The sequence below is a fragment of the Hymenobacter terrigena genome, assembly GCF_054776515.1.
The window spans coordinates 726,656-747,098 of sequence record NZ_BAAHBU010000001.1; the positions used below are offsets into that span (position 1 = coordinate 726,656).

The following is a 20,443-nucleotide window of genomic DNA, read 5'->3' on the forward strand; positions in this document are numbered from 1 at the left end:
TGGGGGAGGGTTGAGTTTGGAATGTTGAATTATGAGTTGGGCAAAAGTCGGCCTAGTGTTGCTACATAATGCGCTACGTTGGCATCTGTGTTGCGGCTCTTGTATTGCATGAGGTAACGCGGGTGGTCGAGCACGACAATTTCTTCGAAAAAGCCCAGTTCAGCGTTGAGGTGTTTGAAAAATTCGCCGTTGCGCTTGCCCAGGCTCACGGCTACATCCCGCCGCAAACCTAATTCTTCCACCTGCTGGCGCAACGACAGCTGAATGTCCGGCCATAAGGCCTTGGTGAGGGCGGGAGCATCGTAATAGTTGTAGTTCAACCCGTTTTTCAGCAGCACCAAGGGGTACAACGACCCTACATAAAAGTGTTGGTAAAAAGCCGCCGGGCCACCCATTTCCGCAATGACTTTGTACACGAACTGGGTAGAAGTTTCGGGCCTTTGACGTGGCAAATCATGTTCGATGCCGCAAAATTCGCTCAGCGCACCCGGGTCGGTGAAGGCGACGCCGGTGCGGCCCATGCCCAGCCGCCCGGGGTTGATGCCCAGCACAGCCACACGGGGCGGCGCTTCGGTGTAAAATGTATGGGCGAACCGGCTCAGGAGGGAATACACCGCCGGCTCGCGAAAGGGACTTTGAGCAACAACACCGGCGGGCAGGGCTGCTGGTAAGGGGAAGGTGCGAAGAAAATGCAGCAGCTGGTCGGCAAATGCGGGCATGAGAGGACAGAGGGTAATTGCGAATGAGTTTTACGAGACCAGACGTTCGCTGACGCCCTGACCTCCGGGAGACTGTACTTTTGCAGGCCGTAACCGGTCCGAAGTTTCCTGTCCATGTCTGCCGTATTGACTTTTTTGCTGCTGCCGTTTTCCTGGCTTTATGCCGGGGTGCTGGCCGTGCGCAACTGGCTGTACGACGCGGGCTGGAAACAAACCGAAACCTTCGCCGTGCCGCTGCTCAACGTGGGCAACCTGCGCGTGGGCGGCACCGGCAAAACGCCCCACGTAATCTGGCTGGTGGAAGAATTGCTGCGCCAGGGCCACCGCCCGGCCATCCTCAGCCGGGGCTACGGCCGCCAGACCAAAGGCCCGCGCCTGGCCGGACCGCAGGATTCGGCCGCAACAGTGGGCGACGAACCCTGGCAGTATTTCGAGCAATTCGCAGCCCAAAAAGTGGTCGTAGCCGTGGCCGAAGAACGTCGGCTGGGTGCCCACCTGCTGCTACGTGAACACCCGGAAATCACAGTAATTGTGCTCGATGATGCTTACCAACACCGCGCCGTGCGCCCGGCGCTGAATATTCTGCTCACGGAGCTGGCCCGGCCTTTTTACGAGGACCATGTGCTGCCGGCCGGCCGCCTGCGCGAAAGCCGCGCCGGGGCGCAGCGGGCCGATGTCGTCATCGTGACCAAATGCCCGTCCAATCTTTCGGACGCTGACCAAGGACTGGTAAAACAACAAATTCGCCGCTATAGCCGGCCCGATGCGCCCGTGCTTTTCTCTGCCTACCAGTATACCGCTCCCCAGGCGCTGCCAGATGCCATTGGGGCGGGTTTGCCAGTTACCCCGGCCGCCGGCCCGGCCGTGCTACTGACGGGCATTGCCCAACCCGGCCCGCTGCATGAATACCTGGAAGAACAGGGCTACCATATCCGTTATCACGCCAATTTTCCCGACCACCACGCCTTCCTGCCAGAAGATGTCGCGGCGTTGCGGGCGCATTGGCAGCCGGGCTGGCCTATTTTTACGACGGAAAAGGATGCCACGCGCCTGCTGATGCCCGAGTTGCGGGCCGCCCGGGCCGGGCTCCCGCTCTATACCATTCCGGTGCGGGTGGCGTTTCTGGGCGCTGGGGGCGTGGTTTTGCGCCAGCTGTTACCGTCTGCGCCCGCAGCGGGTGCTTGATTTACATTGACTTGGCTGGATGTGCGATTGCGCTCCAACCCATTTTGTTTCCTCCTTGAAGGCTTTGCAATTATCTTTTTTACGCTCCTGGCCGCGCCTGTGGTTTATTGCCTGTCTGCTGCTGGTGCTGGCTGCGTCCGTCGCCCGAGCCCAGGTAGTCGATGATTCTACCAAGGTGCTATACGGGCCCAAAACCACCCGCCTTATCTACGAGGCCGAGGTGTTGCGTGATTCCACCTCCGGCACACCGCTCGATACCACGCTTACCAAAGAACCGCAGGCGCGGTTCTGGTTTCACGACACCACTTTTCAGCAGGATTTGGGCACGGTGGGCTCGGCCTCGCGGCCGTTGCTCTACCAGCCCAATTTGGAGCTGGGGGCTCGCTTCGGGCGCAATGTGTTCGACAAATACGCCCGCGATGCCCGTACGGTGCCGTACTACGATTCCCGTTCGCCCTATTCATTTTTTCGGGTGGTGCAGTCGGGCTCGGGCGAGCAGGTGTTTGAAATCAGCTACAGCCGCAGCCTGAAAAAGAATTTCAGCGTGGGCGTAGCTTATGAACGGATTGCGTCCAATAAAGTACTGGCCGCCAAGGGTTCGCGTGATGGTTTGGTGGAGCATTCCAACCTGTTGTTTTTCGGCCGCTACCAGAACGAGAACGAGCGGTACCACTTGCTGTTCAATTTCAGCAACGTGCGCCACCGGGCGCTGGAGCAAGGCGGCATCAAGCCGCTGCCCGACGAAAACACCCCGCAGGACCTGTTCAACTACGCCCAGCAGCAGGTGTGGCTCACCCAGGCCGCCAACAACGAGGACCGCGACGAATTCTACCTCACCCACACCTACCGCCTGCTCGGGCGCGGCCTCACCGTCTACCATACCTTCGATGCCAAGCGCCAATACAACAATTTCGCCGATTTGGGCCTGACTACGGCCCGTGCCGACCTTACCCTGGAGGGTTCGTTCTTCCCCCGAATAATCAACAGCCCCACGGCCACCATCGACCGGGCCGAGTACCGGCAGGTCGAAAACACCTTCGGCGTGCTCGGCCGCACCAAAAACGTGGAATACCGCCTTTACGCCCGCGACCGTAGCGCCTCCCTCGTCAGCCAGACGCTACAGCCCGGCGCTACCTCTTCCAACCTCCTGCTGCGGCCAGCTGCGCCCGAACGCCAGTTCAACCAGGTGTTTGTGGGGGGCACGGCGGCGTTTAACTACCGCACGATTTATGCCATTGAGACGGCCGGCGAACTGTACCTGTTGCCGCTCACCGGCCTGAGCACCGATAATTACAAGCCCGAATACTGGCTGCGGGGCAGTGTCCGGACCGGCCCGCTGTCGGGCGAGGCATTAATTAATTCCTATTCGCCCACGCTCACCCAGCAGGAATTCGTCGGCAACCATTATAACTGGAGCCATTGGGAAGGTGGCAGCTTTTTCAACCCCGCTACCAATGCCCTGGATGAAAAATTTAAAAATAACACCAGCACCCAGCAGCTCACGGGCCGCCTGCAGCTGAAGCTGCCCAGCCTGGGCCTGCTCACCGGCCAGCGCTTCGAGGCCAGCGCGAGCGTCGTCAATATCGCCAATCTGGTGTATTACGGCACCACCGGCGTGCCCCAGCAGCTCGGCACCAACCGCAACCTGGTCATTGCCTTTGCCCGGCACCGCACCATGCTGGGCCGGGTGGGCTTCGATAACCAGGCCACCTACACCAAAGGCGACAACAACACCGAAGGCCTGCGCATCCCCAGCCTGGTCACCAATTCGCGGGTGTTCTACGAAAGCTATATTTTCCGCAAAGCCCTGTTCAATCAGATTGGGGCCGAGGTCTATTATCAGTCCGCCTTTCGAGGCTACGACTACAGCCCCAGCACCCAGCAATTCTACCAGCAGGACCATTTCACCATCGGGGCCCACGCCATTGCCGACGTGTTTTTTGTGGCCGATATCAAAACCGTTTCGCTATTCCTGAAAATGGCTTACGTCAACCAGGGAATTCGTGATAACGGCTATTACGCTTCGCCCTATTACACCGGCTATCCGCGCCGGTTTCAGTTTGGTTTGAAGTGGAATTTCTTTAATTAGAAATACGAAAATGAAAGAAAAGACCATCCTCAAATTAAAGCTCAATACCGACCCGCGCTGGGTGAATATTGCGGAGAAAAACATCGAAGATATCTTGGTTGACCACGCCTGGTGCGAGCAAAAAGCCGCCAGCACCGGCATCAGCATGATTATTCATTACCCCGAGAAAACCCGCCTGGTGGATGAACTCACCGACCTGGTGGCCGAGGAGTGGAGCCACTTCGAAAGAGTGCTGTTGGAGCTGCGCAAACGCGGTTTTGCCTTGGGCCGCCCGCGCAAAGACGAGTACGTGGTGCAGTTGCTGGCCCACGTGCGGAAAGGCGGTGCCCGCGAGCGCCAGCTCATGGACCAGCTCCTGGTTTCGGCCCTGATTGAAGCCCGCAGCTGCGAGCGTTTTAAATTGCTCTGGCAAAATATCGCCGACCAGGAATTAAGTAAATTCTACTACGAATTAATGGTTTCCGAAGCCGCGCATTTCGTGAGCTATGTTGATTTAGCCAAAGAATATTGCGACCCGAAACTGGTAGAAGAGCGGTTGCAGGAGTTGCTGGTAATTGAGGGCGAGATTGTGACGAATTTGCCCGTGCGCGACGACCGGATGCATTAAGAAGCCAATTACTCAAGCAAATAATCAATCGGTCATTATTTGCTTTCCACGTTTTCGTCGTATTTCAATACGAAGTTTTCAACTTTCTCCGGAACCAGCGCGCAATTGGTTAGCGTACCATCAGCCAGTAGCTTTTTAACTAGGATTTTCTTTGTGAAACCGTATGACATCGAAGTCATGCTTCTCTTTTGATTGAGAAAGGTGATTTTAGTGTAGAGGTTGCCGTACTTGCTGTTGTGAATAAATTTTAGGAAGAAAATTTCATTCCCCTGCAGGTCCATAAAGGAAATGTTGTTGGGGTCCCGGTCGTTTACCTTCAGGCATTCCTTGCCATCGACGGACACAATATCTTTCTTGAAAACAATGTCCTGGCAAAAAGCCGCATGGCTCATCAGGATGAAGGAGGCGCTAAGAGTAAGGTGCTTCATGGGCGAATTGTGGTTTAAAAAAAGTTGAATCAAGGGTTTGCGAGTGAATTACAACGCCGGCAGCACCGTGCCGCGCACTTCGCCAAAGCCAATCCGAATGCCGTCCTTCTCCGCGTAGCCGCGCATGGTTACGGTATCGCCATCGAGCAGGAAGCTCCGCTCGGTACCATCGGCCAGGGGCACGGGGCGGGTGCCGCGCCACGACAGCTCCAGCATGGAACCCAGCGAATCGGGCGTGGGGCCCGAGATGGTGCCGGAAGCGTAGAGGTCGCCAGCTTCGAGGTTGCAGCCGTTGGAGGCGTGGTGGGTGAGCTGCTGGGCCATGCTCCAGTACATCAGCCCGAAATTGGTGCGGCTGATGGTGGTTTCGGGCCCGTTGGCGGGGGCCAGGGCCACTTCGAGGTGCACGTCGAAGTTGTGCGCGCCGCTTTGATTGAGGTAAGGCAGGGGCGTGGGCGTCTGCGCCGGGCCGGCCACGCGGAAGGGCTCCAGCGCATCCAGCGTCACCACCCACGGGGCCATGCTGCTGCCGAAGTTCTTGCCCAAGAATGGCCCCAGCGGCACGTATTCCCAGCTTTGCAGGTCGCGGGCGCTCCAGTCGTTGAACAGGCACAGGCCGAAGATGTGGTCTTCCGCTTCGCCAATGGGTACCGTCGTGCCCAAATCGGTGCCGGTACCCACCACGAAGGCCATTTCCAACTCAAAATCGAGCTGGCGGCTGGGGCCGAAGGTAGGCGCATCCTCGGTCGGGGCCTTGCGCTGGCCATTGGGCCGGCGGATATCGGTGCCGGAAACCACGATGCTGCTGGTGCGCCCGTGGTAGCCGATAGGGAGGTGGCGCCAGTTGGGCAGCAGCGCATTGGCCGGGTCGCGGAACATGGTGCCCACGTTAGTGGCGTGCTCGATGCTGCTGTAGAAATCGGTGTAGTTGGCCGGTTTCACGGGGCGCAGCATGCGGACTTCGGTTTGGCGCAGGAGGCAGTCGCGCACGGCCAGCTCGTTGTCGCGCAGGCGGGACTCGTCGTGGCGCAGCAGCTCGCTCACGCGCTGGCGCACCGCGCGCCAGGCCGGCCGGCCCAGCCGAAGAAAGGCATTGAGCGACCGCCGGCGAAACACTTTGGGCTGGGCATCGCCTAACTCATCCAAATCCTCAAAAAAACCAAACTGGCTGACGGCATACAAATCCAAAACGTAGCCCCCAATGGCCACGCACAAGTGCGGCCCGCGCTCATCGGTCTCGAACACACCGAACGGTAGATTTTGGATAGGAAAGTCGCTTTCGGGGCGGATGTCAATCCAGGAGCGGAGCGTAGGCGAGTTGAGGGCGTTGGGCATTTGGGGGTGGTGAGGTTCGGGCGGTAAAATTAGGGTAGACCGCGTTGCAGGTCAGCAATAAACAAAACATCATGCCGAGCTTGCCAAGGCAGCCCCACCGCGCAAGTAATTAGTTAGGGGCTAGTAAAGCAAAGGGGCTAAAGTGGGTAGCATCGCAGCGAAGCTAAAAGAAATTTGTAGAGGTCTTGGCGCCGGTGGTTAAAGCGCATTTCGGACTCAAACAAGAAGAGCTCAAAGTCGGCGGCGCGGATGCCGTTGAACTGCGCGAGTCGTCGCTTGGCAAAGCTCCAGAACGATTCGATGCCGTTGATGTGCTGACTTCCCCGCGCAAACTCATTCTGCCCGTGTTGCACGCGAAAATGCTTGTCGTAGCCCACGTCCACCAACCCGTCGTAGCCGCGCCAGCCGTCGGTTTGCACGATGGCGTCGGGCGCGATGTGGCCCCGGATAATGGCCTGCAAGGTAGTTTTGGCGCAATTCGGCACGATTTCCACGTACACCTGGCCGCCGCGTTTGAACAGGCCAAAGACGATGGTCTTGCCGCCTGCTCCACGGCCCCGTTTGCCGCGCACCCGGCGCGGGCCGAAGTACGATTCATCGACTTCCACCGTGCCGCGCAACTCGACCGGCACGTGGCGCAAGCCCACCAGGTAGCGGCGCAGGCGCTGGTAGAGGGCCGTGGTGCTCACCCGACTCAAGCCGCTGAGACGAGCCGCATCACTGGCCGTCAAATCCAAGGCAAACAGGCGCAACACCTGCCGGAATTTGGCTTCCGAAATTTTGGCGCACTTGTAGTAACGATTAACCAACTGCATCACAAACGGTTATTGGCAAAAATAACCCGTTTGCTTTACTAGCCCCTTAGTTACTATTGCGGTAGAGCTGCTTCGGCAAGCTCGGCATGACGTTCTACTTTCTTCAAATAGCAGTAAAAGCTACCGCGCTTCGACGGCCGTGATTTCGGGCACGGCTTTCTTCACCGTGTCTTCCAGGCCGGCGCGGGTCATCGGCGACATGGGGCAGGCCCCGCAGGCCCCTTCCCATTCCAGTTGCAGCACGCCCTCGGAGGTGATGTTGGCCACGCGCACGTTGCCGCCATCGGTGGCCAGGTAGGGGCGCAGGGTGTCGAGCGCCGCTTCGATGCGGGGCATCAGCGGATGGTCGAAAGCCGGAGGGGAGGTTGTCGTTTCCACGGGCAGTTAGGAATTCATTTGCACGACGGCCGTTTTGGGGGCCACGTTGTTGCGGATACTCACCTGGCGGGCCACCGCTTCGGCAAGGTCGGCGAACATTTTGCCCACCACCGATTCCGGGTCGAGCACGGCCGGCTGGCCTTGGTCGCCGTTTTCGCGGATGCTCTGCACCAGCGGCAGCTGGCCCAGCAGCGGCACGTCGTGCTGCGCGGCCAGGCGCTGGCCACCATTTTCGCCAAAAATAAAATACTTGTTATCCGGCAGTTCAGCCGGCGTAAACCAAGCCATGTTCTCGACCACGCCCAGCACGGGCACGTTGATTTGGGGCTGGCGGAACATCTGCAAGCCCTTCTGGGCATCGGCCAGGGCCACTTTTTGCGGCGTAGTCACAATGACGGCCCCGGTCACGGGCACGGTTTGCACCAGCGTGAGGTGAATGTCGGAAGTGCCGGGCGGCAGGTCGAGCAACAGGTAGTCGAGCTCGCCCCAGTCCACTTCGGTGATAAACTGCTTGAGCGCCGACGAGGCCATCGGGCCGCGCCACACAATTGCGCTTTCGGCCGGGGCCAGGAAGCCGATGCTCATCAGCTTCACGCCGTATTTCTCGATGGGCTGAATCAGGTTTTTGCCGTTCGGCCCCTGAAAAACGTGGGGCGCTTCGTTCTCGACGCCAAACATGACGGGCATGCTGGGGCCGGAAATGTCGGCATCGACCAAGCCAACTTTGGCACCGGTGGAGGCCAGGGCCACCGCCAGGTTGGCCGTAACGGTGCTTTTGCCCACGCCGCCCTTGCCCGAAGCAATGGCGATGATGTTTTTCACGCCGGGCAGCAGGTCGCCGCGGTTATTGCGCAGCGTAGTCACGCGCGAAGTCATGGTAATCACCACGTTGGCGTCCTTGTCCACCATCGTGTGGATGGCGCGCTCGCAGGCATCGTGGATGAGCTGCTTGAGCGGGCAGGCGGGCGTGGTGAGCACCACGGTAAACGCGACGGTGAGGCCGTCAATCTCAATGTTCTCAATCATGTTGAGCGTCACGAGGTCCTGGCCCAGGTCGGGCTCTTCCACGTAGCTCAACGCTTTGAGAACGGCTTCTTTGGTTATGGTCATGGGTGAGGCAATGCGCCAAATGGCAGCGTAATGCAAAGATAACCCCGGAAAGGCCGGCACGGTTCGAGAGCGCCTTATGGAGGGGGCGCTACTGCCGAGGCTTGTTTTTATATGACTATGTGTATAAAAAAAATAATTTAAATTATTTTTGTAACATTGTGATGGTTTGGATGACGGATGTCATATTTACAAAAAAAACATTTGCCTTTCTTTCCAATCTAATATTAACGCACTATTACCCTGCAATTTTATGCACCATCGTAACCAAGATACTGGAATAGGCGGCATGCAACCCGCATGCTGCGTCCAATGCGACGAAGAGCTGGAGCAATTAGTTGTGTTTGAGCTTGTTGTGCCGAGGGCAGCCAAGGTAGCGTTGCCACGCTTCCAGCCGGAAATCGGCCCGTTGACTTTACGAGAGAACTCTGTGACTACTACCATCCCGGGCAAGCTATACGTGCAGCGCCAAGCCAGTAATACTGCCACCCGGGCGGGCTGGTGCATAACCGCAACCCTCAAGGCGGCCCCAGCGGGTCAGGCTTCTTTGTAAAAAGAAGGTCAAACCCCACCGGTGGGCTGGCGTGAGTTCAGCAGGCCGCTGGGTACGCTGAGCGCGCCGGTGTGCGGGTCGAGTAGCCCGTTGCGCTCGTCTTCGATGTTGGTGGCCTGGGTGTACACGTCGCCGGCGATGGGCCGGAGGCGCAGCTCCTGCTTGAAGGCTCGAATGCTGTTGGTGCGGGCTTCGGCATCCTGGGGCCCGCCGTAATCGGGGAAGCCAAAACCACCCCACTCGCTCACGATAAGCGGCACCTGGCGGCGGTAGAAAAACGGGTCGCCCACCACCAGCGGGAACGCGGCCGTGCCCTCCAGCTCGCCGCCCACTAGGCGGTCGAGGAGCTCTTGCCACCGGCTGAGGTCGGGTGTATAGAGGTGGGCGGTGAGCAGGTCCGACTTCAGGCGACCGGTGTAGGAAACGTGGTGCCAGCCGTCGTTATCTACCACCAGAAACTGCGGGTAGGCAATTTGCATGAAGTGGTAAGTTTCAACGATGTACTGCCGGGTTTCGGGGTTGGTGGCAATGTCCTGGGCGCCCCAATCCTCGTTATACAGGCTCCAGATGACGATGCTGGGGTGGGTTTCGCTGAGTGTAACTAGGCGTAGGAGCTCGGCCCGGTGGTTTTGGCGGCTGCGGGCGGTGGAGCTGTGCGGGCTGGGCACTTCCACCCACAGCAGCAGGCCCAGCTCGTCGGCCAGGTTGTAGATGCGCGGGTCGATGCCGGCAATGTGCACGCGGACCAGGTTGCAGCCCAGCTCCTTCATGGCGTGCATGTGGCGTTGCATTTCCGCGTAGGTGGCCTGCCCGGGCTGGTACAGAATGCCGTCGAGGTAGACAGATTCGTTGTTGAGGTACACGTAGCGGCCCCGCGCTTCAATCTTGCGCAGGCCAAACAGCGTTTCAATCTGGGCCGCATAGCCATCGGCGTGAATAAGCTGGGCCACGAGCCGGTACCGGTTCGGGGCTTCCGGCGACCATAGCTTGGCTTCAGGTACTTCGAGCACCAGCCGCTGCTGCCATTGCCCGGCGGCTAGCTGCAGGGGGAAATCGGAGGTAGCCAGGGGCGCGGCGCGGTCTTTGGCATCCACTTCAAACACCTGCAGGCGGATGATGTAAGCGCCGGCATCGTGAATGCGAAGGGTCAGGTTAAAGCGCACCAACCGGTCTTCCACGGCGCTCACCACGCCCACCCGCGAGCGCAGGCGGTTGCGCTCCACCACCTCCAGCCACACGCTACGCACGGCCCCGGTATAGGTCTGGTACCAGATGCCGCCCCGCTTGTAAACGTGCGATTCCTGTTTGCCACGGGGCAACTCGGCGTCCATGGTATCAGCAATGCGGACGGTGAGACGATTGACGAGGTGCAGGTTCTCCTCGTCCAGTTCGTAGGAAAAGGAGGTGTACTCGCCCAGATGAATTTCTTCGCCTTCAATGGTTTTTAAGGGTTTGCCGTTGAGCCATACCCGGGTTTCGTAGCCGCAGGCCCCAAACGTGAGCTGAAGCATGGACCGTTTCTGGGAATCGGCTACTTCGGGCAGTTGAAATTCCCGCTCGTACCATACCACTACTTGGTCCTGCCACGTCGGGCCGTTTTGGTGGCCCCGCGCCTGGGCCAGGTGCTCTTCCACCGAGCCGGGCCACTGGGCGACGTGTTCGTAGGCGTGGCCCAGGGCCCAGTTATCGCGCAGGCCCACATCTTCGGCATCGTGCGCAAAGTGCCAGGTGCCGTCGAGCAGCATGTGGCTGTTCATTCGGAGCACGGCTCGGGGCAGCGGATTCTCGGCTTCTTCGGCGGGAGATTCTTCGGGCCGGCTGGCGGAAAGCGAGTAGTTTGCCTGATTCAATTCGTCCATGCGGATGGGAAGCAGAAAGCAAGCCGGTACCAGTGGTGGCCGGCGAAGTGGTACTTACCAAACGGGAACAATGCGGATATTGATTCATAAAACACAAATCCGTTTTTCTAAATAAAAAAGCCGGCACCCTTTCGATAAGTAAGGGTGCCGGCTTTTATGGGAATGTGCGTGGTGCTACGGCCGGAATGCCAGCGCGGCCCCGGCCCCCGCGCCAGGCACGTAGGTGGGCACCAGCAGCAGCTTGTGCGCCAGGCGGGACGGCAGCATTTTGGTGAATGCTGGATACAGATGCCACACGGTTTCGGCGGAGAGAAAGCCAATGGCCGCCCCGGCCAGCACGTCGGTGGCCCAGTGCTTATTGCCCATCAGGCGCATGGCGCCGGTGGCCGTGGCCACGGTGTAGCCGCTCACGCTCACCCACGGGTACTGGCGGCCATATTGCTCGTGCAGCAGCGTGGCCGTGAGGAAGGCCTGCGCCGTGTGCGACGACGGAAATGAGCTCAAATCCTGCGCGTTGTAGGGGCGTGGCTCGGCGGTGATGCGCTTCAGGTTGCTCACGATTCCTTCGTCTAACTCATGCGCGGCCAGGTAGATGAGGGTGAAGCCCACGGCCGAACGCTCGCCCCGGTGGCCGGTGGCCATCAGGCCATAAGCCATGGCCAGGGGGGCGTGGCGGGTGTAGTCGTCGATGCCGTGCGAATCGAAGCCCTTGAAAACTTCCTGCGTTTCGGCCTGCATATCCTGCTTGGCCTGGCAGAGTACCGCGCTGTAAGTGGGGCTGTGGGCCATCACGCCCACGGCCACCAGAGCCGAGGGCACGGCAATGCGCAGGGCCACCGCGCGGGCTTTATGGACGGGCCGTGGCACCCGAATGGTAGAATCAACCGGCAGCGTTGCGAGTGGCTGGGCCTGGGCCAGGCGGGTAGTCAGGCCGCTCAGTGCAAACAGGAATAGGCTTAAACGTAAAATCAAAGCGAACCGAGTAGTAATGTGGTTCTTAAAATTAGGCCACAAGGAGCCTTGCCCCAAACGTGAGACCGGCGAATGGGGCGCTACGCGGGGCGAACAGCCGGTAAACTCCCGCCAAGGCAAAATGCCGGGCGTTGCGCAAGCGCATTGGGGCCGTTGGCGCGGAATCCGAACTCAATAAAAAAAGCCCCAACCGGTGAAGGTTGGGGCTTAAATTTAGGGATGGGTAATAATGAGGCTAGAACCGCAGCGAGAAGGTGCCATTGGTAATAGTTGCGGTAGGGGTAGCCGAAGGGGTGGGCCACACGCCGACAAAACCAAACGTGCCGGTTGTGGTACCCGTGAAGCGGTCGAAGGTAGCAATGTTCACAATACCGGCCTGGGCATTAGTGGGGGTCGTGTAGATGGCGGTTTCGATTCCATTTACCAGATGCGTGTAGCGGGCCGAGTAATAGGGCGTAGCCCCCAGCGGGTAAGTGCCCGTGGTGGGGTTGCCATACAGCGCTAGGGTCAGCTTGTCGCTCACGTTGCCGTTGGTGCTGGTGCCTTCCACCACAAACTGGCTGCTGGCCACGATGCTGCCGGTGAAGGCCGTGGCCGTAAACGTGGTTCCGTTCACCGTCCAGCTCATAGTGCCGCGCGGCACGCCATTGCCGCGAATGTTGGTGGAGCCCAGCGCTATGGTGGTCGTGGTCAGGGTCAGGGTTGCCGTCTGGTCGGGTTCCTGGAGGAAGCCGTTTGCTACCACAAAATGTATGGTGTAGGTGCCGAGCTCCAGGTTAGGAAAGCTGAACGCGCCGGTAGTTGCATCGGGAACTGCCGAAACGGTTACGCCCGCCGCCGACGTGGCTTCCACCCGCGTCGCGCCATCAACGGGGTAAATGCTGCCCGTGATGCTGCCCGTTGGTATCGGCGACACTACCACGGTGCCGGCCTGCGCGGTGCTGCCCGCCACTACGCTGATGGTGCGGGCCGTAGCGGCCTGGAAGCCCGCGCGCGGGCTGAACGTGAGCACATAAGCTCCCGGGGCCAAATTGGGAACGTTGAATACGCCGGATGTGGAGTTAGGCGTGGCCAGGAAGGTGAGGCCGCCCACGTTGGTGGCCGTCACCGTGGCAACGGAGTTGGCCGGGGTAATTGTGCCTTCAATGCTGCCCGTGGTGGGGGCGGCAGGGGCAGCATCTTCCTTTTTGGAGCATGAGGTGGTGGCGAAAAGCAGCGTGGCTGCTACAGCCGTGAGGGCCAGTTGCGCAGTGCGTATAAATGAGGTCATTGAAAAAAAAGAATGTGGAAAACAATTCCCGCAAAGTTCTGACGGAAAAGGCAGACCATCACGCAAGAAGCCCCAACTTTTCAGTCGGGGCTTCTTGCGTGATGGTCTGCTGATGGCTGGCAGCGCGGCTTAGGTCTTCTGCTTCTTCTTTTTAGCCGCCGGGAAGAGAATGTTGTTCAGTATCAGGCGGTAGCCGGGCGAGTTGGGGTGCAGGGCCAAATCGGTCGGTTCTTCGCCCACCAGGTGCTGGTAGTCTTCGGGGTCGTGGCCGCCGTAGAAGGTCCAGGTGCCTTTGCCCAGCGTGCCGTGGATGTAGCGGGCCTCTCCGGTTTGCTTGGTTTCGCCCATCACGATGACGTCGGGCTTAATGAGGCTTTTGCGGAAGGCCGTGGTTTGGCCCATGAAGCCGTGAATAGTTTTCTCGTGGTTCTGGCAGAGCATGGTGGGCACCGGGTCGTACTTGGCCGAGTAGGTGAAGAGCGAGAAATAGTCGTTCTGCTCGCTCAGGCCACGCTCATTGGGCTGCATGTCGATGTTGGAGTACTCGTAGAAGTACGGGTCGCGCATCAACTGGAAGTTCTGGAAGGCCAGGCAGCGGTTGAAATTCAGCTTGGATTGCGCGTTGGGGTCGGCCGGGTCGCCGTCGTACATGCTTTCCACCATGTCGATGCCCAGGCCGGCCAGCGCAATGTCGTAGCTGTCGGTGGCCGAGCACATGGCGAACAAAAAGCCGCCGCCCGCGATGAATTCCTGCATTTTGGTGGCCACTGCGCCCTTCATCACGCTCACTTTATTAAAGCCGTTGCGCTTAGCCGCAGCTTCGGCATCCCGAACCTGCTGCTGGTACCAGGGATAGTTGCGGTAAGTGGCGTAAAACTTGCCGTATTCGCCCGTGAAATCTTCGTGGTGCAAATGCAGCCAGTCGTATTTGGGCAGTTCGCCCTTTAGCACCTCATCGTCGTAAATCTGGGTGTAAGGGATTTCGGCGTAGGTCAGCACCATGGTCACAGCATCGTCCCAGGGCTGCTTGCCTTTGGGCGTGTACACCGCAATTTTGGGCACTTTCTCCAGCTTCATCACGTCCATGTTGGCGTTGGGGTCGGCTATTTCCTGGAGTATGCTGGTATACTGCGCCTCGCTGATTACCTGGAAACTGACGCCGCGCACGGCCAACTCGTTCTCGGCCCCCGGGGTGCTCTCAAAGGCGAAGGAGCCGCCCCGATAATTGAGGAGCCAGTCGACGGGCACTTCGCGCTGGAGCAGCCAGAAAGCCACGCCGTAGGCCTTCAGACACTCTTTCTGGGTGTTATCCATTGGGATGAACACGTGGTTGGCGCGGGCCGCCAGCGGGGCCACGGCCACGAGCAAAAGCAACAAAAAACGCTTGAGCAGCATAGTTTTTGGGAGAAAGAAACGCAGCAAACCAACGAGGTTGCGGCGCCAGTGGTTCAAGTTAGGCGTCGGCCGCCGAACTTTGGTGTCCTTGCGCTGCGGTATGGCCCCCGTAGCAACCCGCTGCGAACGCGCCCAATTCCATCGCAATACCAATTCTGCCGGCCAAAGTCCCTGCCCATGAGCCCTTTCGAAAACGTTCGCGAAGCCTTCCGTTCCATCCGTGCCAATTTACTGCGCACGATTCTCACGGCGCTTATTCTCAGCATCGGGCTGTTTGCGCTGGTGGGCATCCTCACCGGCATCGACGCCATGAAGAATTCGCTGTCCGAAACCTTCGCCAGCCTCGGGGCCAATTCCTTCGAGCTGCACGCCAAAGGCTACAGCAACCGCGGGCGACGCGGCGGCGTGCAGGCTAAGCAGTACCCGCCCATCAACTTCCTGCAAGCCAAGCTCTACAAAAAAGCCATGGGCGACAACGCCCAGGTCGGCGTGTCGGCCTTTATTGCCGGAGCGGTGGAAATGAAAGCCAACGGCACCAAAACCAACCCCAACATGCAGGTCATCGCCGGCGACGAAAACTACCTGAAAATCGAGGGCTACAACCTGGCCGGTGGCCGCACTTTCTCGCAGGCCGAGTTGAATAGCGGGGCCAATGTGATGATTGTGGGCGACGAAATTCGCTCCAAACTATTCCCCAAGCAAAGCCCGGTGGGGAAGTACGTGGCCGCCATGGGCCGCCGCTTCCTGATTGTGGGCCTGCTTGAAAAGAGCGGCAGCGGAGCCGGTGGGGGCGGGGGCGCCGACCGTATTGCGTTATTGCCCCTCGAAACTGGCAACCAGATGCCCCGCCAGCGTGCCCTGACCTACGACGTGAAAACGGCCACCACCGAGCACAGCACCCTCAACTTTATTATGGGCCAGGCCACCGGCATCATGCGCGCCGTGCGCCACGATAAGCTGGGTCAGGAAGACAGTTTCGTGGTCGAAAGCAGCGAGTCGCTGGCCAACGACTTAGATGCGATTTCAGGCAAGATGAAGGCCGGCGGCAGCATCATTGCCTTCGTCACGCTGCTCGGGGCCAGCATCGCCCTCATGAACATCATGCTGGTATCGGTGACGGAGCGGACCCGCGAAATCGGTATCCGCAAAGCCTTGGGCGCGACAGCTCGCCAAATCCGGTTTCAGTTTCTGATGGAAGCCATTGTGATTTGCCTGCTGGGCGGCGGCATGGGCATTCTGCTCGGCGTGCTGGGCGGTAATCTTGTGGCGAAGTTCGTGGGCTCGGGTTCTTTCCTCGTGCCCTGGGGCTGGATGGCGGCGGGCCTGGTTATCTGCGTAGGTGTGGGCATGGCTTCGGGTTATTATCCAGCCAGCAAGGCTGCCTCGCTCGACCCGATTGATTCGCTGCGCTACGAATAGCCAGAACACGTAACGGAGCCAACTAAGCGTCTTTCTTATACATTTGCACAACTACTCATTTGTGTAAGTGTATGACTGTGCCCGTTCCTGTTCCCATCGACCAGCGCTTTGCGCAACTCATTCAGCAGTTTGGGTTGACCAAAAACAGTTTTGCCATTTCCCTGGGCAAGACGGCCAGCGTGGTGCAGCACCTCATCGACGGGCGCAATAAGCCGGGCTACGACCTGCTTTGCAAGGTATTTGAGATTTATCCAAATGTGTCCAGAGACTGGCTTCTGCTGGGCCGCGGGCCAATGCTGGTAAGCGGTGAGCACGCGCCAAAAGTCGTTGCACCGCCCGCAGCCCCTGCGCCGGAAGCTCCGCTCGAGCCCATCGATTTATCCGACGTGGAAGTTCACGCTGCCCGTCGTTCCGGGCCGGGCGTGGCTGGTTCCCGGCTTCAGCCAGCCGAAATAGCGGCAACATTGGCGCTGGCCGCCGCTGCCAATCAGCCTGTGCGTGGCGTTGGTGCTGCAGCTCCTTCTGGGTTCGCAGTTTATCAGCCCGTGCTGGGGGCTACTGTAGCAGAAAATTCCGTTGCCACCGACGCTCCTGCTGCATCCGAAATCCCGGCTACTCCCGTTGCGCCAATTGCCGCAGCCCCGGTGGCCCCGGGTTTGCCACCGATGCCGGAACCTTCCCCGGTACCAGTTGCCGTGCAGCCCACGCCGGCACCAGTTCCGGCAATGCCAGCCCCAAGCGCGCCCTCGCCCGAAGTGTATGTAGCCGCCGCCTTACACACTCAGCATTTGCAGCACCAGCTGGCCCTCGCCGAAATGCGCAATCAGCATCTATTGGAACAACAGCAGATGCTGCGCGAAATGCTGGCCATGGCCCGGCAGAGTATGGTTTGAACCACGGATTCGTGCGGACTTTTCGGATTTCACGGTTTTTGTGAACGGATGGCAACAATGACCAAACGGTACTAAGCAAGAAGGCCACTCTTAGCGAGTGGCCTTCTTGCATTTCAACCGGCTTGTATAATCGTCCACAAAATCGGAAAAATCCGCAGAATCTGCGGTTCAGACCAGAATGCCCATTTCCTCGGCTTCCATCAGCCCGAAGGCATTCACGCTTGTGAGGCGCAGCGGCTTCATTTCGCCCACCAGCAGCGGGTCGTATTTGGCGGCCACGCGGATGTAGTTGGGCGTGAAGCCCTCCATCTGGCCATTGGTCACGTCGTCTTCGAACAGCACTTCGGTTTCGAGGCCGAGGTGCTCTTCGTAGAAGAAGCGCTTTTTCTTCTCCGAAAGGCTGCGCAGCTGCGTGGTCCGTTCGTGTCGCACCCGGTCCTGCACGCGGCCGGGCAGAGTGGGGGCCAGCGTATCGGCCCGCTCCGAGTACGGAAAAACGTGCAGGTAGCTAATGGGCAGCTCGTTCAGGAAATTGTAGGTGTCCAGAAAATCTGCGTCCGTTTCGCCGGGAAAGCCCACGATGACGTCGACCCCGATGCAGGCGTGCGGCATCAGCTCCTTGATGCGGGCCACGCGCTGGGCGTAGAGCGCCCGGCGGTAGCGGCGGCGCATCAGGCCCAGAATCTTGTCCGAGCCGCTTTGCAGCGGGATGTGGAAGTGCGGCATGAAGCGCTCCGAAGCCGCCACCGTGGTCAGAATCTCGTCGGTAAGCAGGTTGGGCTCGCAGCTGCTGATGCGGAAGCGGCGGATGCCGGCTACCTGGTCCAGGGCTTGCACCAGCTGGGTGAAATCTTCGCGCCGCTCGCGCTCGGGGCCTTGCAGGCCAAAATCGCCGAGGTTGACGCCGGTGAGCACGATTTCCTTTACGCCGGTTTCGGCCAGCTTTTCCACGCGCTCCACCACGCTGGCCACGCTGCCCGAGCGGCTGCCCCCCCGCGCCAGCGGAATGGTACAGAACGAGCAGGAATAGTCGCAGCCGTCCTGCACTTTGAGGAAAGTACGGGTGCGGTCGCCGAAGGAGTGCGCGGCCACAAATTCGGTGGCTTCCGAGATGGGCGAGGCGTGCACCGCACCGGGCTGCCCGGCGGCGGGCTTCTGAAAATTGGCCAGAATATCCACCAGCATGAATTTCTCGGCTGCGCCCAGCACGGCGCTCACGCCGGGAATGGCCGCGATTTCCTGCGGCTTGAGCTGGGCGTAGCACCCCACAATGGCTACAAATGCTTCCGGATTATGCTTTAGAGCCTGCTGCACCACCTTGCGGCACTTACGGTCGGCGTGGTCGGTAACGGAGCAGGTATTGATAATGTATAAGTCGGCCCCGGCTTCGAAGGCGACCTTCTCAAAGCCCTTTTCCTCAAACTGCCGGCCGATGGCCGACGTTTCGGAGAAGTTCAGCTTGCAGCCGAGGGTATAAAAAGCAACGGATTGGGGGGTAGGCATAGTCCCGCAAAGGTACGGCCCGGGCGCGTTTTACTTGCGCGCAAAGTCTTCCAGCGACACCTGTTCCATGGCCTGGCCCAGTTTCAGCTGGCTATCCGGGACGCCGGCATTGCGGTCCATAACGTGGCTGCCCACGTTGTCGAAGGTGATAGTGCCCTGCGGCGAAACAACCCCGAAACCGTTGTTAAAGCAGTAATACACAAAGGGCGGGTTGTGCGGGGCCAGCAAGTCGCGGCTCCAAACGAAAGCCGTGGCCGGCAATTGCAGCTGGTGCAAAAGCGTGGCAGCGACGTCGGTTTGCGAGCCGAGCGAGTTCACCACCCGGCCGCGGGCTTCGGGCCGTAGCGCGCCGCCGGCCAGCAGCAGCGGAATCCGGAATTTATCAGGACTTTGGTTGGAGGAGTTGCCCGGCTGCTGGTGGCCGTGGTCGGCTACGAGCACCAGCAGCGTATGGGCGTACCAGGGCTGTTTTCTGGCTTCCTGCAGAAATTTGCCTAGCGTATAATCTGTGTAGTAAACGGAGTTGCGAAACAAATCCACCTCGCTGGTGCCGGGAAAATGCGGTTTCATCGGCACCTCGAAGGGCTCGTGGCTGCTGAGGGTAAAGGCCGTGACGAAAAACGGCTGCGGCTGCTGGCGCAGGTCGCCTAGCATGCGGTTGAAAAGCACGCCATCGTGCGCGCCCCATTTGGAGTTCTGGTCGGCGGCCGCAAAGTCTGCGCGTTCCGTAAATTTCTCGTAGCCACCCGCTTGCAGGTAGCTGCGCATATTGGCAAACGCCAGCTCACCGCCATAATAGTAGTGCGAGTGGTAGCCCACCGCGGCCAGCGACCGGCCCAGGTGGGGCAGACGCTCCGTTTTGCGCGGGAACTTGATAATGCTGGTCGTCGGCTGATTGGGATAGCCCGAAAGCAGCGAAACCAGGCCTTTCTGGCTGCGGTCGCCGGCCGCGAAAATGTTGTTGAACAAAATGCCGGTCCGGGCCAGGCTGTCGAGATTTGGCGTCACGCCCTTCTCGCCGCCTACGCTGCCCACAAACTTCGAGGTGAAACTTTCCAGAATAATGAACAGCACGTTGGGGCGGGGCTCGCTCAACACGAGCGCCGACGAATCGGGTGGGGCCGGGGCACCCACCGCCAATGGGTACAGGCCCGCCACTAGCCGGCGCGCCGTGCTGTCGGGCATAAAGGGCTGGATGGGCTGCTCGGCTGCCCGCAGCACCAGCGCGCTTATCATATTCCACGGCGCATTGAGGGCCGCGTGGTTGGCGAAGGCCACATTGGAGAAATACACGTCGCTCTGGTTCACCGGAATCTGCTGGGTGCCGCCCCGCAGCGGCACCACCAGCAGCGCGGCATAGAGCAAGCTGGCCAGCGCCGCCCGCCCGCGCCCAAACCACGCGGGCAACGGCATTAGCCGTGCCACCACTACCTTGTATAGGAAGGCACCCGCGCCCAGCAGCCCCAACAGCAGCAGCAGCAACAAGCCGATGGGCGCGCTGCCCGCCGAAGCCGCCATTTCCTGCGGCGAGTTCAGGTATTGAATGGGCGTGTCATCAAGCCGGAATCCCCACGCGCGGTACAGTTCCAGGTCGGTGGTAACCAGCACGGCCAGCACAATGCCGATAATGGCCGAATAGCCTGTTATTAGCCGCTGTAGGTGAAACCGGGGAAATAGGCTGCCAATCACAAACAGCAGGAACGGAATCAGGCAGACGTAAGCCGCCGCCGAGGCATCCAGCCGCAGTCCATAACCCAGGCTCCCCAGCACTTCTGCCACCGATAATTGGGCCGTTGCCTTGTGCTGATACCCCAGAAACAGGCCCCGGCATAGCTCAAAAAACACCAGCCAGAAAAAAAAGTAGCGCGGCTGGAACGCAAAGCGGTTTTTCACGCCCTAAAGATAGACTCCACTAG

The 20,443-nt window shown here is 59.6% G+C and carries 17 protein-coding genes; 5 read left to right on the plus strand and 12 right to left on the minus strand.

The window, feature by feature from the left end; translation table 11 throughout:
* Positions 1-29: 29 nt before the first annotated feature.
* On the minus strand, positions 30-719 hold the full coding sequence (locus ACYU7Q_RS02885; RefSeq protein ID WP_460607928.1) for a uracil-DNA glycosylase family protein: 690 nt from the start codon (positions 717-719) through the stop codon (positions 30-32).
* Between the two features lie 114 nt (positions 720-833).
* Here ACYU7Q_RS02885 and lpxK point away from each other — a divergent pair, with 114 nt between their 5' ends.
* The 3 genes from lpxK to ACYU7Q_RS02900 all read left to right on the plus strand — a co-directional run bounded on the left by lpxK (position 834) and on the right by ACYU7Q_RS02900 (position 4,600).
* Entirely contained in the window at positions 834-1,904 is a 1,071-nt protein-coding gene (lpxK, locus tag ACYU7Q_RS02890; RefSeq protein WP_460607929.1) for a tetraacyldisaccharide 4'-kinase, read from the plus strand.
* Between the two features lie 64 nt (positions 1,905-1,968).
* Entirely contained in the window at positions 1,969-3,993 is a 2,025-nt protein-coding gene (locus tag ACYU7Q_RS02895) for a putative porin (RefSeq protein WP_460607930.1), read from the plus strand.
* Between the two features lie 10 nt (positions 3,994-4,003).
* Entirely contained in the window at positions 4,004-4,600 is a 597-nt protein-coding gene (locus ACYU7Q_RS02900; RefSeq protein ID WP_457063548.1) for a MiaE family protein, read from the plus strand.
* Positions 4,601-4,635: 35 nt separating this feature from the next.
* Here ACYU7Q_RS02900 and ACYU7Q_RS02905 read toward each other — a convergent pair whose 3' ends face one another.
* The 9 genes from ACYU7Q_RS02905 to ACYU7Q_RS02945 all read right to left on the minus strand — a co-directional run bounded on the left by ACYU7Q_RS02905 (position 4,636) and on the right by ACYU7Q_RS02945 (position 14,712).
* Positions 4,636-5,028 carry a hypothetical protein gene (locus ACYU7Q_RS02905; RefSeq protein WP_460607931.1) on the minus strand — a complete coding sequence of 131 codons (393 nt, stop codon included), beginning with the start codon at positions 5,026-5,028 and terminating at the stop codon, positions 4,636-4,638.
* A gap of 48 nt (positions 5,029-5,076) precedes the next feature.
* On the minus strand, positions 5,077-6,363 hold the full coding sequence (gene fahA / locus ACYU7Q_RS02910) for a fumarylacetoacetase (RefSeq protein ID WP_460607932.1): 1,287 nt from the start codon (positions 6,361-6,363) through the stop codon (positions 5,077-5,079).
* A gap of 137 nt (positions 6,364-6,500) precedes the next feature.
* Positions 6,501-7,178, minus strand: a complete 678-nt coding sequence (locus ACYU7Q_RS02915; RefSeq protein WP_460608728.1) for an IS1595 family transposase — start codon at positions 7,176-7,178, stop codon at positions 6,501-6,503.
* Between the two features lie 120 nt (positions 7,179-7,298).
* Complete coding sequence (locus ACYU7Q_RS02920) at positions 7,299-7,514, minus strand: NifU family protein (protein ID WP_460608729.1); 216 nt, start codon at positions 7,512-7,514, stop codon at positions 7,299-7,301.
* Positions 7,515-7,562: 48 nt separating this feature from the next.
* Positions 7,563-8,666, minus strand: a complete 1,104-nt coding sequence (locus tag ACYU7Q_RS02925) for an Mrp/NBP35 family ATP-binding protein (RefSeq protein ID WP_460607933.1) — start codon at positions 8,664-8,666, stop codon at positions 7,563-7,565.
* Positions 8,667-9,224: 558 nt separating this feature from the next.
* Positions 9,225-11,075, minus strand: coding sequence for a glycoside hydrolase family 2 protein (locus tag ACYU7Q_RS02930; RefSeq protein WP_460607934.1), 1,851 nt, complete (start codon positions 11,073-11,075; stop codon positions 9,225-9,227).
* Positions 11,076-11,249: 174 nt separating this feature from the next.
* Positions 11,250-12,047, minus strand: coding sequence for a phosphatase PAP2 family protein (locus ACYU7Q_RS02935; RefSeq protein WP_460607935.1), 798 nt, complete (start codon positions 12,045-12,047; stop codon positions 11,250-11,252).
* Between the two features lie 235 nt (positions 12,048-12,282).
* Positions 12,283-13,317 (minus strand): carboxypeptidase-like regulatory domain-containing protein, encoded by a 1,035-nt coding sequence (locus ACYU7Q_RS02940; RefSeq protein WP_460607936.1) that lies wholly within the window; start codon positions 13,315-13,317, stop codon positions 12,283-12,285.
* 129 nt (positions 13,318-13,446) lie between these two features.
* Complete coding sequence (locus tag ACYU7Q_RS02945) at positions 13,447-14,712, minus strand: asparagine synthetase B (protein WP_460607937.1); 1,266 nt, start codon at positions 14,710-14,712, stop codon at positions 13,447-13,449.
* A gap of 177 nt (positions 14,713-14,889) precedes the next feature.
* Between ACYU7Q_RS02945 and ACYU7Q_RS02950 the strand changes: the two genes are divergently transcribed.
* Positions 14,890-16,131: an ABC transporter permease gene (locus tag ACYU7Q_RS02950; RefSeq protein WP_460607938.1), complete on the plus strand. Its 1,242-nt coding sequence runs from the start codon at positions 14,890-14,892 to the stop codon at positions 16,129-16,131.
* Positions 16,132-16,208: 77 nt separating this feature from the next.
* The gene (locus ACYU7Q_RS02955; protein WP_460607939.1) at positions 16,209-17,024 is read left to right on the plus strand and encodes a hypothetical protein; all 816 of its coding nucleotides are present in this window, start codon (positions 16,209-16,211) and stop codon (positions 17,022-17,024) included.
* Positions 17,025-17,192: 168 nt separating this feature from the next.
* Here ACYU7Q_RS02955 and mtaB read toward each other — a convergent pair whose 3' ends face one another.
* On the minus strand, positions 17,193-18,527 hold the full coding sequence (gene mtaB / locus ACYU7Q_RS02960) for a MiaB/RimO family radical SAM methylthiotransferase (protein ID WP_460607940.1): 1,335 nt from the start codon (positions 18,525-18,527) through the stop codon (positions 17,193-17,195).
* Between the two features lie 30 nt (positions 18,528-18,557).
* The gene (locus ACYU7Q_RS02965; RefSeq protein WP_460607941.1) at positions 18,558-20,420 is read right to left on the minus strand and encodes an LTA synthase family protein; all 1,863 of its coding nucleotides are present in this window, start codon (positions 20,418-20,420) and stop codon (positions 18,558-18,560) included.
* Positions 20,421-20,443 lie beyond the last annotated feature (23 nt).

Bases quoted from the DNA above. Each gene is read 5' to 3' on its own strand.
- ACYU7Q_RS02885 (WP_460607928.1), bottom strand. From the start codon at position 719: ATGCCCGCATTTGCCGACCAGCTGCTGCATTTTCTTCGCACCTTCCCC.
- lpxK (WP_460607929.1), top strand. From the start codon at position 834: ATGTCTGCCGTATTGACTTTTTTGCTGCTGCCGTTTTCCTGGCTTTAT.
- ACYU7Q_RS02900 (WP_457063548.1), top strand. From the start codon at position 4,004: ATGAAAGAAAAGACCATCCTCAAATTAAAGCTCAATACCGACCCGCGC.
- ACYU7Q_RS02905 (WP_460607931.1), bottom strand. From the start codon at position 5,028: ATGAAGCACCTTACTCTTAGCGCCTCCTTCATCCTGATGAGCCATGCG.
- fahA (WP_460607932.1), bottom strand. From the start codon at position 6,363: ATGCCCAACGCCCTCAACTCGCCTACGCTCCGCTCCTGGATTGACATC.
- ACYU7Q_RS02915 (WP_460608728.1), bottom strand. From the start codon at position 7,178: ATGCAGTTGGTTAATCGTTACTACAAGTGCGCCAAAATTTCGGAAGCC.
- ACYU7Q_RS02920 (WP_460608729.1), bottom strand. From the start codon at position 7,514: ATGCCCCGCATCGAAGCGGCGCTCGACACCCTGCGCCCCTACCTGGCC.
- ACYU7Q_RS02925 (WP_460607933.1), bottom strand. From the start codon at position 8,666: ATGACCATAACCAAAGAAGCCGTTCTCAAAGCGTTGAGCTACGTGGAA.
- ACYU7Q_RS02930 (WP_460607934.1), bottom strand. From the start codon at position 11,075: ATGGACGAATTGAATCAGGCAAACTACTCGCTTTCCGCCAGCCGGCCC.
- ACYU7Q_RS02940 (WP_460607936.1), bottom strand. From the start codon at position 13,317: ATGACCTCATTTATACGCACTGCGCAACTGGCCCTCACGGCTGTAGCA.
- ACYU7Q_RS02945 (WP_460607937.1), bottom strand. From the start codon at position 14,712: ATGCTGCTCAAGCGTTTTTTGTTGCTTTTGCTCGTGGCCGTGGCCCCG.
- ACYU7Q_RS02950 (WP_460607938.1), top strand. From the start codon at position 14,890: ATGAGCCCTTTCGAAAACGTTCGCGAAGCCTTCCGTTCCATCCGTGCC.
- mtaB (WP_460607940.1), bottom strand. From the start codon at position 18,527: ATGCCTACCCCCCAATCCGTTGCTTTTTATACCCTCGGCTGCAAGCTG.